General features: G+C 60.1%; 10 protein-coding genes. 3 read left to right on the forward strand and 7 right to left on the reverse strand.

Going from position 1 to position 11,682, the window contains the following annotated elements; translation table 11 throughout:
• Positions 1–15: 15 nt before the first annotated feature.
• On the reverse strand, positions 16–969 hold the full coding sequence (locus DK870_RS02780; protein WP_043051475.1) for an adenosine deaminase: 954 nt from the start codon (positions 967–969) through the stop codon (positions 16–18).
• Between the two features lie 192 nt (positions 970–1,161).
• On the opposite strand from DK870_RS02780, the gene DK870_RS02785 reads away from it, so the two are divergent.
• Positions 1,162–2,253 carry a calcium:proton antiporter gene (locus tag DK870_RS02785; RefSeq protein WP_060755740.1) on the forward strand — a complete coding sequence of 364 codons (1,092 nt, stop codon included), beginning with the start codon at positions 1,162–1,164 and terminating at the stop codon, positions 2,251–2,253.
• Here the strand turns inward: DK870_RS02785 and DK870_RS02790 are convergent, their stop codons facing one another.
• The 6 genes from DK870_RS02790 to DK870_RS02815 all read right to left on the reverse strand — a co-directional run bounded on the left by DK870_RS02790 (position 2,254) and on the right by DK870_RS02815 (position 8,369).
• Entirely contained in the window at positions 2,254–3,609 is a 1,356-nt protein-coding gene (locus DK870_RS02790; RefSeq protein ID WP_161547829.1) for an 8-oxoguanine deaminase, read from the reverse strand.
• Positions 3,610–3,752: 143 nt separating this feature from the next.
• Complete coding sequence (locus tag DK870_RS02795) at positions 3,753–4,439, reverse strand: SDR family oxidoreductase (RefSeq protein ID WP_161547830.1); 687 nt, start codon at positions 4,437–4,439, stop codon at positions 3,753–3,755.
• Between the two features lie 185 nt (positions 4,440–4,624).
• On the reverse strand, positions 4,625–5,206 hold the full coding sequence (locus DK870_RS02800; RefSeq protein ID WP_060755743.1) for a YigZ family protein: 582 nt from the start codon (positions 5,204–5,206) through the stop codon (positions 4,625–4,627).
• Between the two features lie 12 nt (positions 5,207–5,218).
• Complete coding sequence (locus DK870_RS02805) at positions 5,219–5,878, reverse strand: TetR/AcrR family transcriptional regulator (protein ID WP_060755744.1); 660 nt, start codon at positions 5,876–5,878, stop codon at positions 5,219–5,221.
• A gap of 96 nt (positions 5,879–5,974) precedes the next feature.
• The gene (locus DK870_RS02810; protein ID WP_104996202.1) at positions 5,975–7,360 is read right to left on the reverse strand and encodes a uracil-xanthine permease family protein; all 1,386 of its coding nucleotides are present in this window, start codon (positions 7,358–7,360) and stop codon (positions 5,975–5,977) included.
• A gap of 88 nt (positions 7,361–7,448) precedes the next feature.
• The gene (locus DK870_RS02815; protein WP_161547831.1) at positions 7,449–8,369 is read right to left on the reverse strand and encodes a LysR family transcriptional regulator; all 921 of its coding nucleotides are present in this window, start codon (positions 8,367–8,369) and stop codon (positions 7,449–7,451) included.
• 126 nt (positions 8,370–8,495) lie between these two features.
• On the opposite strand from DK870_RS02815, the gene DK870_RS02820 reads away from it, so the two are divergent.
• Together DK870_RS02820 and DK870_RS02825 are read left to right on the forward strand one after the other, a co-directional pair.
• Positions 8,496–9,845 (forward strand): aspartate aminotransferase family protein, encoded by a 1,350-nt coding sequence (locus DK870_RS02820; RefSeq protein WP_060755746.1) that lies wholly within the window; start codon positions 8,496–8,498, stop codon positions 9,843–9,845.
• Positions 9,846–9,884: 39 nt separating this feature from the next.
• Entirely contained in the window at positions 9,885–11,378 is a 1,494-nt protein-coding gene (locus tag DK870_RS02825) for a CoA-acylating methylmalonate-semialdehyde dehydrogenase (protein ID WP_060755747.1), read from the forward strand.
• Positions 11,379–11,682 lie beyond the last annotated feature (304 nt).

Genomic DNA, 11,682 nt, shown 5'->3' on the forward strand with positions numbered 1-11,682 from the left:
GCAGCATTTATTCCGTTATGGCTTTACCAATCGCGCATCCAGGCTGTTCTGCGCCAGGCGCTTGGCCTGGTCCTGGGTCATGCCCAGCGAGGTGTACAGCGCGTGGAAGTTCTCGGTGACATAACCGCCGAAGTACGCCGGGTCATCCGAGTTCACCGTCACCTTCACGCCACGCTCAAGCATGTCGAGGATGTTGTGCTGGGCCATGTCGTCGAACACGCACAGTTTGGTGTTGGACAGCGGGCACACGGTCAATGGGATCTGCTCGTCGATGATGCGCTGCATCAGGCGCTCGTCTTCGATGGCCCGCACGCCATGGTCGATACGCTGGATTTTCAGCAGGTCGATGGCTTCCCAGATGTACTCGGGCGGGCCTTCTTCACCCGCGTGGGCCACGGTGAGGAAGCCTTCGTGGCGGGCACGGTCGAACACGCGCTGGAACTTGCTCGGCGGGTGACCCATCTCCGAACTGTCCAGGCCCACAGCCACGAATGCATCACGGAACGGCAGGGCCTGGTCGAGGGTTTTCTCGGCCTCGGCTTCGCTCAGGTGGCGCAGGAAACTCAAGATCAAACCGCTGGTGATCCCCAGTTGCTGCTCGCCATCTTTCAGTGCGGCGGCGATGCCGTTGAGCACCACTTCGAACGGCACGCCACGGTCGGTATGGGTTTGCGGGTCGAAGAAGGGTTCGGTGTGGATCACGTTCTGTGCTTTGCAGCGCAGCAGGTAGGCCCAGGTCAGGTCGTAGAAGTCCTGGGAGGTGCGCAGCACGTCGGCGCCCTTGTAATACAGGTCGAGAAATTCCTGCAGGTTGTTGAAGGCGTAAGCCTTGCGCAGGGTTTCGACGTCGTTCCACGGCAGCGCAATCTTGTTGCGCTCGGCCAGGGCGAACAGCAACTCAGGCTCCAGCGAGCCTTCCAGGTGCAGGTGCAGTTCAGCCTTGGGCAGGGCGTTGAGCCAATCGTACATGTCTAGTTTCTCATCAGGTGCAATGGCGGCATTCTACAGGCCATGGACGAAATATTTGGCAAAACCTGACCAGCAGGAGAGTTTTGCTTGGTTCACGCCAGAGCAGCGTGAACTAAGGTGTAACGAAACGTTAGCGATGTGCCGTAGTCTTTACCCCATCAATGACTGATTAGCTGTTTGATAAGGCCCGGAATGCTCACATCCCTCAAGCAAGAAAAATTCATGCTCCTGGCGCTGGTTGCCGCCATCGCCGCCTACCCGCTGGAGCACTGGATGCTCCACAGCGGACAAATGGTCGCGTTGCTCGCCGGCCTGGCGCTGATCGTTTTTATCGTGATGGCTTCGATGCGCGTGGCCCATCACGCCGAACAATTGGCGGAAAAGGTCGGCGACCCCTACGGCACCATGATCCTGACCCTGGCCGCCGTGCTGGTGGAAGTGGTGATCCTGGCGATCATGATGAGCAATGAGCCGTCGCCCACCCTGGTGCGCGACACCATCTATTCGGCGGTGATGCTCGATATCAACGGCATCCTCGGCCTGGCCGCGCTGATGGGCGGTATCAAGCATGGGGAACAGTCCTACAATGACGATTCGGCGCGCACCTACAGCGTGATGATCCTCACCGCCATGGGGGTGTCGATGGTGGTGCCGGAATTTATCCCTGAAGCTGACTGGAAAATCTACTCGGCGTTTACCATCGGTGCGATGGTGTTGCTCTACACCTTGTTCCTGCGCATGCAGGTGGGGCCGCACAGTTATTTCTTCAGCTACAGCTACCCGGAAAAGCGTCGTAAGAAACAGCCGGAAGAACACCAGGAGCCGCCGATCAACCTGGCGTTTTCCATCGCGACGTTGGTGTTTGGGGTGATTGTGATTGGCGCATTGGCCGAGGTGATGTCCAAGACCCTCGACCTGGGCCTGGAAGGCACGGGCGCGCCGCCGGTGATTACGGCGATCGTGGTCGCGGCCATTTCGGCCGCACCGGAAATCCTCACCGCGTTGCGCGCCGCCTTGGCCAACCGCATGCAGTCGGTGGTGAACATCGCGTTGGGCGCTTCGTTATCGACGGTGATCCTGACCGTGCCGGTGATGGAGGCCATGGCGCTCTACACCGGCCAGCCGTTTCAGATGGCGATGACGCCGGTGCAAACGGTGATGGTGTTTATCACGCTGATCGTCAGCGCGATCAACCTCAACGATGGCGAAACCAACGCCATCGAAGGGATGACCCATTTCGTGTTGTTCGCGACCTTTATCATGTTGTCGCTGTTGGGTTTGTAATCAGCCGGCGATCAACTGCCGTGCCGCCTGGGTGTGATCGGCAATCAAGCCTTTCAGATCCAGGCCCTCGACCTGGCCGTCGATGACCCGCCATTGGCCGCCGACCATGACCCGATCCGCACGATCCGCGCCGCACAACAGCAGCGCCGAGATCGGGTCGTGGCTGCCGGAAAAACGCAGTTCATCGAGCTTGAACAGCGCCAGGTCGGCCTGCTTCCCGACCGCCAACTCACCGATATTCGTACGCCCAAGCAATTGCGCCGAGCCTTTGGTGGCCCAGCCCAGCACGCCTTCAGGGGTGATTTTTTCCGCACCATAACGCAGGCGTTGGATATACAGGGCCTGACGGGCCTCAAGGATCATGTTCGACGCATCGTTGGACGCAGAACCGTCCACGCCCAGGCCAATGGGCGCGCCGGCGGCGAGCAGGTCCAGGGTGGGGCAGATACCCGAGGCCAGGCGCATATTCGAACTGGGGCAATGGCAGATACCGGTGCCGGCGGCACCCAGGCGTGCGATCTCGTCGGGGTTGAAATGGATGCCGTGGGCCAGCCACGTGCGCGGGCCGAGCCAACCGACACTGTCGAGATAGTCCACGGTGCGCAGGCCGAAACGTTGCAGGCAGAAGTCTTCTTCATCGAGGGTTTCCGCCAGGTGCGTATGCAGGCGGACGTCGAGCGTGTCGGCCAGTTCGGCGCTGGCTTGCATGATTTGCGGGGTGACGGAAAACGGCGAGCAGGGCGCCAGGGCTATCTGGATCTGCGCGCCCTCGCCACGCTCGTGGTAGGTGTGGATCAGGCGTTGGCTGTCTTCGAGAATCACTTGGCCTTGTTGGACGGTCTGCTGCGGTGGCAGCCCACCGTCGGCTTCGCCCAGGCTCATGGAGCCGCGGGTCAGCATGGCGCGCATCCCCAGTTCACGCACGCTCTGCACTTGCACGTCGATGGCGTTTTCCAGGCCGTCGGGGAACAGGTAGTGGTGATCCGCTGCCGTGGTGCAGCCCGAGAGCAGCAATTCGGCCAGCGCCACCTTGGATGCCAGCGCGAGTTTTTCCGGGGTCAGTCGCGCCCAGACCGGGTAGAGGGTTTTCAGCCACGGGAACAACGGCTGGTTGACCACGGGCGCCCAGGCGCGGGTCAGGGTCTGGTAGAAGTGGTGGTGGGTGTTGATCAACCCGGGAAGAACGACATGTTCGCGAGCATCGAACACCTGTGCACAGGGCTGCGCGGGTTCTTGCCCTGGGGCCAGCAGTTCGGCAATCACGCCGTCTTGCAGCACCAGGCCGCCACGGGCGTCGAGGCCGTTGGCAGTGAAAATTGCGAGGGGGTTTTTTAACCAGATACGGGTCGCAGGCATTGGCCGGCTCCTCTGAATGATGGGTTCAGGTTTGCCAGCTCAGTGTTGCCCTGTCTGCTGATCCAGGGTCGCCGGTGAAGGCGAGGGGGCAGTCTACGCGTGGGGCGTTATCGACCGCAATCGATCGATAACGCCCCACCGGTTTACCAGGCGATGGTATCGCCCTTGTAGTCGATGAAGTGATGGCCGCCTTTGCCGGTGTAGGCGTTCACCTGGTCCACCAGGCCGCGTACGCTGGTGTCGACATCGATGTGCGCGTTTTCCCCGCCCATGTCGGTCTTCACCCAGCCCGGGTGCAGCGACAGCACGGTGAGCTTGTGATCGCCAAGTTGAGTGATGAAGCTGTTGGTCATGGAGTTGAGCGCGGCTTTGCTGGCTTTGTACAGCGCCAGGTCCGAGCCGTCGGGAATGGTCACGCTGCCCAGCACCGAACTCATGAACGCCAGTACGCCGCTGTCCTGGCGGATCCGCCCGACAAAGCGTTGGGCCAGGTTGATCGGCGCCACCGCGTTGGTGAAGAACAATTGGCCGACTTCCGCCAGTGTGGCGTGGCCCGGCTCCTGATTGGCCGGGCCCTTGACGCCGGCATTGACGAACAGCAGGTCGAAAGTGCGGTCCTTGAGGCGCTGGCTCAAGGCGATCACGGCTTGTTGATCATCCATATCCAGCTTCTCGATATGCACCGGGCCCAATGCTTTCAGGGCATCGGCCTTGTTCGGATCACGCACGGTGGCGGTCACGTCCCAGCCGTCCTGAAGCAATTGCTTGACCAGGCCAAGGCCCAGCCCGCGCGAGGCGCCGATGATCAATGCGGTTTTTGGCGTAGACATGAAGGCTTCCTTTGGAGTCGCGGTTCAGTGAATTCGGCTGACCACATTACCCCAGGCTTGGGCAAATGGGGTCAAGTGTTGTTGAGCAAAAAACGAACAGTGCTCGCAACCCCTTGTGACAGAAGGGTTACAGGCCGATGTGCTCAGGTTATCCACAGGCAGGTGCACAGTACATGTGGGCAGTTTCACCGTTGTAGCAGGATGCGCCCACGGCTGAGGTCGGCGAGTTGGGTTTGCAGGGTATCGATGTGAGCCTCGCCCAGTGCGAGCTGTAGTTCGACGCCATTGGCGGTGAAGTGTTCGTCGACCACCAGGCCGCCCAGTTCGGCGACGCGCAGTTTCACCAGGTTCAACTCGGAGAACCCGCAGGCACAGCTCAGCGGTACACGGCTGATCAGTTCGATACGCTCGGCATTCTGCAGGCATTTGTTCGCGCCACCCCCATAGGCACGGGCCAAACCGCCCGTACCCAGCTGGATACCGCCGTACCAGCGAATCACCAGCACGGCGACCTGATCAAACCCCTGGGCTTCGATAGCCGCCAGGATCGGCCGCCCGGCCGTGCCGCCTGGTTCGCCATCGTCATTGCTACGGTACTGATCGGCGAGCTTCCAGGCCCAACAGTTGTGCGTGGCGTTGAGGTCGCTGTGTTGCTCGAAGAACGCCTGGGCGTCCTGCGGGCTGGTGATCGGCGCGGCGAGAGTGATGAAGCGGCTTTTGCGGATTTCTTCACGAAATTCGCAAAGGCCGGTGAGCGTGAAAGGCATAAGTCGCTTCGTTCAGAGGGCCGGCTTGATGCCACAGCCTTTGAGAATGATATGGATCAGGTTGGTACCGGCGTCTTCCATATCCTGTTTGGTCAGCTTGGTACGGCCGGTGACGCGGCAGATTTGCGTTGCGAAGTCGGCATAGTGCTGGGTGCTGCCCCAGAGCAGGAAGATCAGGTGCACGGGGTCGATGGGGTCCATCTTGCCTGCCTCGATCCAGGCCTGGAACACCGCCGCCCGGCCGCTGAACCAGGCGCGATAGTCTTGGCTGAAGTATTCGGTCAGGCATTCACCGCCGCTGATGATCTCCATGGCGAAGATCCGCGAGGCTTGTGGGTGTCGCCGGGAAAACTCCATCTTGGTGCGGATGTAGCGGGTAAGGGCCACCGCTGGGTCGTCCTCGGCGGTCAGCGCGTTGAAGGTACTGTCCCACAGTTCGAGGATGTTGCTGAGCACGGCGATATACAGGCCCAGTTTGTTGGTGAAGTAGTAATGCAAGTTGGCCTTGGGCAGCCCGGCACTCGAGGCGATGGTGTTCATGCTGGTGCCTTTGTAGCCGTGGCGCGCGAACTCATCTTCAGCTGCTTGAAGAATCGCTTGTTCGTTCTTTTGTCGAATGCGGCTGGCGGGCTTGCCGGCGTGGTGGCTGTGGGCAGGAACTTCGAGGCTCATGGAGGTTTCCGTGCTGATCGATAGAGGCGACGTGTGCACAGATAACCCACCCTCAAGCCTCAGACAAGTCCCGATGCAATAAAACCCTTAAAGCGGTTACAGCGTGTCGCTTTGCGCCGTGTGATTTGCGGCAATGTGCGTGGCTTTGGCTTCGGGCAATAACAGGCACAACAGGATGGCGGTCAGGCCGCCGCTGGTGATGGCCGAGTCGAACAGGTTCTGCACCAGGGGTGGCATCAAATGCAGCAGGTTGGGTTGGGCGGCGATACCCAGGCCCACGCCAAACGAGGTGGCGATGATCAGCATGCTGCGCCGGTCCAGCGGCGCCTGGGCGAGGATGCGCACGCCGGCGGCGGCCACGCTGCCGAACATCACCAGGGTTGCACCGCCCAGCACCGGCTTGGGGATTTGCTGCAGGATGGCACCCACCAGCGGAAACAAACCCAGGCAGAACAGCAAGACGCCTATGTATAAACCGACGTAGCGGCTGGCCACGCCGGTGAGCTGGATGACGCCGTTGTTCTGCGCAAAGGTGGTGTTGGGAAAGGCGCTGAACGTGGCGGCGATCATGCAACTGACACCATCGCCCAGGACGCCGCCCTTGAGTCGGCTTATGTAAGAAGGGCCGCTGATAGGTTGACGGGCAATCATGCAATTGGCGGTGAGGTCGCCAACGGTTTCGATGCTGCTGATCAGGTAAATCAGCGCGATCGGCAGGAAAGCGCTCCAGTCGAAATTGAAACCAAAGCGAAACGGGATCGGCAAGCTGATCACGGGCAAGTCGGGCAGGGCTTGAGGGACCAGTTTGCCGCTCAGCCACGCCGCAAGGCTGCCGAGGGCCAGGCCGATGATGATCGCCGAGAGACGCACCCACGGCGTGTTCGAGCGATTGAGCAGGATGATCGTCAGTACCACGAACAGGCCCAGGGCCAGATTGCCGGGAGCGCCGAAGTCCGGCGCGTTGAAACCTCCGCCCAGGTCGGTGATGCCCACTTTGATCAGGCTGATGCCGATCAGCGTGATGACAATCCCGGTCACCAACGGCGTGATTACCCGGCGCAACTGGCCGATGAAACGGCTCAACAGAATCTGCACCGCGGCGCCGAAAAAGCACACGCCGAAGATCATCGCCATGATGTCCTCCGGGCTGCCGCCGCGTTGTTTGACCAGGAAACCCGCCGACAGCACCGCGCCGAGAAACGCAAAGCTGGTGCCTTGCAGGCAGATCATGCCGGCGCCTATCCCAAACGGCCTACGCGCCTGGATGAAGGTCCCTACACCGGAGACCATGAGCGCCATGCTGATCAGGTAGGGCAAATGGGCGGTCAGGCCCAAGGTGGAGCCGATGATCAGCGGCGGGGTGATGATGCCGACGAAGGCGGCCAGCACGTGTTGCAGGGCGGCCAGGCAGGCGGCGGCGGGTTTTGGCCGGTCGTTGAGGCCGTAGATCAGGTCATTGGTGCTGGCGGAATCTGGTGGCATGGCGGGCAAACTCAAGGCGGACGGTTCAAGGTCCTGGCTCTCTTGCAAAAAGCTGTCCAGTTGCTCAGCTTTTTGTGCGAGGCCCGAGTTAGCGCGTTGCGGCCAGGCTTTCGAGGAAGCTTTCCAGCACCAAATGAGGGCGCCGGCCCTTGCGCGTGACCGATGCCAGGCTTAAATCGTAAAAGCGTGTAGCCGGTTTCAGCGCACGTAGTCGGCCTTGTTGTACCCAGAGGCTGGCGTAGTGGTCGGGCAGATAACCGATGTAACGCCCGGTGAGGATCAGGAACGCCATGCCTTCGCGGTCCGATGCGCTGGCGGTGCAGTTGAGGGCCTGATAATGGGCCTGGATCTCGGCGGGCAGGCGGAAGGTGGGGGCGATGGCGTCCTGGCTGTCGATGCGGGCGTCGTCCAGCAGCGTGTCGTCGGCATAAAACAGCGGGTGGCCGACCGCGCAGTAAAGCAGCGACCGTTCGCTGTACAGCGGTTGGTATTCAAGCCCCGAGAGGGCGCTGGCCTGGGGGACTACGCCGACATGCAGGCGGCCGTCGAGCACGCCTTGTTCGACCTCATTGGGCGCGATCATGCGGATCTGGATCTGCACGTCCGGGCCGCGTTCTTTCAACTGCGCCAGGGCATGGGTGATGCGCATGTGCGGCAGGGTGACCAGGTTGTCGGTGAGACCGATGATCAGCTCGCCGCGCAAATGCTGGTGCAGGCCGTTGACCTCGGTGCGGAAACTTTCCAGGGCACTCAAAAGTTGCAGGGCCGACTGATAAACCTCGCGGCCTTCTTCCGTCAGGGAAAAACCGGCACGTCCGCGCTGGCACAACCTCAAGCCGAGGCGTTGCTCCAGGTCGCTCATTTGTTGGCTGATGGCTGAGCGCCCAATGCCCAGCACGGTTTCAGCTGCCGAGAAGCCACCGCATTCCACCACGCTGCGAAAAATGCGCATCAGGCGAATATCGAAGTCGCTGACTTGGGCCAGGGGATCGGGGCGACGGCTGCTCATAGTTTAGTAAAAGCCTGACTGAAGGTTAGAAGAGTTGGATTTCACCGACTTTATCGCCGTGGCAACTTAGCTGCAACCTGTGCTTTCCAATCCCGACGCTGCCTTTTGCCCTGCGAGGTTTTGCTGATGAACATGCCCGAAAACGCCCCTTCGTCCCTGGCCAGCCAACTGAAGTTGGATGCCCACTGGATGCCTTACACCGCCAACCGTAACTTCCAGCGTGACCCGCGCCTGATCGTGGCTGCCGAAGGTAGTTGGTTGACCGATGACAAGGGCCGCAAGGTGTACGACTCGTTGTCGGGCTTGTGGACCTGCGGCGCAGGGCACACCCGCAAGGAGATTCAGGAGGCGGTCGCCAAGCAATTGAGTACCCTGGATTACTCCCCAGGCTTCCAATATGGTCATCCACTGTCCTTTCAGTTGGCGGAAAAGATCACCGATCTGACCCCGGGCAACCTGAACCACGTGTTCTTCACCGACTCCGGCTCCGAGTGTGCCGATACGGCGGTGAAGATGGTGCGCGCCTACTGGCGCCTGAAGGGCCAGGCGACCAAGACCAAGATGATCGGCCGCGCCCGTGGCTATCACGGTGTGAACATCGCCGGCACCAGCCTGGGTGGCGTCAACGGCAACCGTAAGATGTTTGGCCAGGCAATGATGGACGTTGACCATCTGCCGCACACCTTGCTGGCGAGCAATGCTTTTTCCCGTGGCATGCCGGAGCAGGGTGGGATTGCGCTGGCCGATGAGCTGCTCAAATTGATCGAGTTGCACGACGCCTCGAACATCGCCGCTGTGTTTGTCGAACCGATGGCTGGCTCCGCTGGCGTACTGGTGCCACCTCAGGGGTATCTGAAGCGTCTGCGTGAAATCTGTGATCAGCACAATATCTTGTTGGTGTTCGATGAAGTGATCACCGGTTTCGGTCGTACCGGCTCGATGTTCGGTGCGCAGAGCTTTGGAGTGACCCCGGACCTGATGTGCATCGCCAAACAGGTCACCAACGGCGCGATCCCGATGGGCGCGGTGATTGCCAGCAGCGAGATCTATCAGACCTTCATGAATCAGGCGACGCCTGAGTACGCCGTGGAGTTCCCGCACGGCTACACCTACTCGGCGCACCCGGTGGCTTGTGCAGCCGGCCTGGCGGCACTGGACTTGTTGCAGAAGGAAAACCTGGTGCAGAGCGTGGCTGAAGTCGCCCCGCACTTTGAGAATGCGCTGCATGGTTTGAAGGGCAGCAAGAATGTGATCGATATTCGCAACTATGGCCTGGCCGGCGCTATCCAGATTGCCGCGCGTGACGGTGATGCGATCGTGCGTCCATTCGAAGCCGGTATGGCCTTGTGGAAGGCTGGTTTCTATGTGCGCTTTGGCGGGGACACCCTGCAGTTCGGGCCAACCTTCAACAGCAAGCCGCAGGATCTGGATCGCTTGTTCGACGCGGTCGGCGAAGTGCTGAACAAGATCGACTGATTTCTCCTTCTATATAGAACAATTTTTCAGGAGCCTTGCATGAGCCTTATCCAACACTTGATCAACGGTGAACTGGTCAATGACAGCGGTCGTAGCGCCGATGTGTACAACCCGTCTACCGGCCAGGTGATCCACCAGGTGCCATTGGCCAGTCGCGAAACCATTCAACAGGCGATCGACTCGGCCAAGGCTGCGTTTCCGGCCTGGCGTAATACCCCACCAGCCAGGCGTGCCCAGGTGATGTTTCGTTTCAAGCAATTGCTGGAGCAGAACGAGGCGCGTATCTCGCAGTTGATCAGTGAAGAGCACGGCAAGACTCTGGAGGACGCCGCAGGTGAGCTGAAGCGCGGGATCGAGAACGTGGAGTACGCCTGTTCGGCGCCGGAGATTCTCAAGGGTGAATACAGCCGCAACGTGGGGCCGAACATTGATGCATGGTCGGACTTCCAGCCGCTGGGTGTGGTTGCGGGTATCACCCCGTTCAACTTCCCTGCGATGGTGCCATTGTGGATGTATCCGCTGGCGATCGTCTGCGGTAACTGTTTTATCCTGAAACCGTCGGAGCGTGATCCGAGTTCAACGTTGCTGATCGCGCAACTGCTGCAAGAAGCGGGTCTGCCAAAAGGCGTGCTGAACGTGGTACACGGGGACAAGGGGGCAGTGGATGCGCTGATCGAAGCACCCGAAGTAAAAGCCCTGAGCTTTGTCGGCTCGACTCCGATTGCCGAGTACATCTATGCCGAAGCCACCAAGCGTGGCAAGCGCGTGCAAGCGCTGGGTGGGGCGAAGAACCATGCGGTTCTGATGCCGGATGCCGATCTGGACAACGCCGTCAGTGCTTTGATGGGAGCGGCGTATGGTTCCTGTGGCGAGCGTTGCATGGCTATCTCGGTGGCCGTATGCGTGGGCGACCAGGTGGCGGACGCGTTGATTGCCAAGTTGGTGCCGCAGGTCAAGGCGCTGAAGATTGGTGCGGGCACTTCTTGTGGCCTGGATATGGGGCCGTTGGTGACAGGCCAGGCACGGGATAAGGTCAGTGGTTATATAGAAGACGGTGTGGCGTCGGGTGCCGAGCTGGTGGTGGATGGTCGTGGCCTGAGTGTTTCCGGGCATGAAGAAGGCTTCTTCCTGGGCGGCAGCCTGTTTGACCGTGTGACCCCCGAGATGCGGATCTATAAAGAAGAGATCTTTGGGCCTGTGTTGTGTGTGGTCCGGGTGAACAGCCTGGAAGCCGCGATGCAACTGATCAACGATCACGAATACGGTAATGGCACCTGCATCTTCACCCGTGACGGGGAAGCGGCACGCTTGTTCTGTGATGAGATTGAAGTGGGTATGGTTGGCGTAAACGTTCCACTGCCGGTGCCGGTGGCCTATCACAGCTTCGGAGGCTGGAAGCGTTCGCTGTTTGGCGACTTGCATGCCTATGGGCCGGACGGGGTGCGTTTCTATACCCGTCGCAAGGCGATCACCCAGCGTTGGCCGCAACGTGCCAGCCATGAAGCGTCGCAGTTTGCCTTCCCTAGTTTGTAAGGTGAACGGAAAGCCGGCCCTTTGGGCCGGCTTTGTGTTTTTGGGGCTTTTTTGGCTGATATGACAGAAATGTGAAAAAAAGCGGTTGACGGCAAATTGTATCTGTCTATAATTCGCCCCACTTCCGGCGCAGTCGAAACTGAAAACTCCTTGGTAAACAAGAAGTTACGAAGATTCAGGCAGCGAAAGGCTTCAATTCATCGAAGCCCAGAAGGAGTTGATAGGGTGGTGTTGTTTGGCTCTATCAACGGTTCGATCTTCTCGGTCGAAAGCGGAGAAAAAGAGGTGTTGACAGCAGCGTGTA

The organism is Pseudomonas sp. Q1 (assembly GCF_009935975.1).
GTDB lineage: Bacteria > Pseudomonadota > Gammaproteobacteria > Pseudomonadales > Pseudomonadaceae > Aquipseudomonas > Aquipseudomonas palleroniana.

Coding starts and splice junctions, on each gene's coding strand:
- DK870_RS02795 (WP_161547830.1), bottom strand. CDS start 4,439: ATGTCTACGCCAAAAACCGCATTGATCATCGGCGCCTCGCGCGGGCTG.
- DK870_RS02785 (WP_060755740.1), top strand. CDS start 1,162: ATGCTCACATCCCTCAAGCAAGAAAAATTCATGCTCCTGGCGCTGGTT.
- DK870_RS02820 (WP_060755746.1), top strand. CDS start 8,496: ATGAACATGCCCGAAAACGCCCCTTCGTCCCTGGCCAGCCAACTGAAG.
- DK870_RS02790 (WP_161547829.1), bottom strand. CDS start 3,609: ATGCCTGCGACCCGTATCTGGTTAAAAAACCCCCTCGCAATTTTCACT.
- DK870_RS02780 (WP_043051475.1), bottom strand. CDS start 969: ATGTACGATTGGCTCAACGCCCTGCCCAAGGCTGAACTGCACCTGCAC.
- DK870_RS02825 (WP_060755747.1), top strand. CDS start 9,885: ATGAGCCTTATCCAACACTTGATCAACGGTGAACTGGTCAATGACAGC.
- DK870_RS02800 (WP_060755743.1), bottom strand. CDS start 5,206: ATGCCTTTCACGCTCACCGGCCTTTGCGAATTTCGTGAAGAAATCCGC.
- DK870_RS02815 (WP_161547831.1), bottom strand. CDS start 8,369: ATGAGCAGCCGTCGCCCCGATCCCCTGGCCCAAGTCAGCGACTTCGAT.
- DK870_RS02810 (WP_104996202.1), bottom strand. CDS start 7,360: ATGCCACCAGATTCCGCCAGCACCAATGACCTGATCTACGGCCTCAAC.
- DK870_RS02805 (WP_060755744.1), bottom strand. CDS start 5,878: ATGAGCCTCGAAGTTCCTGCCCACAGCCACCACGCCGGCAAGCCCGCC.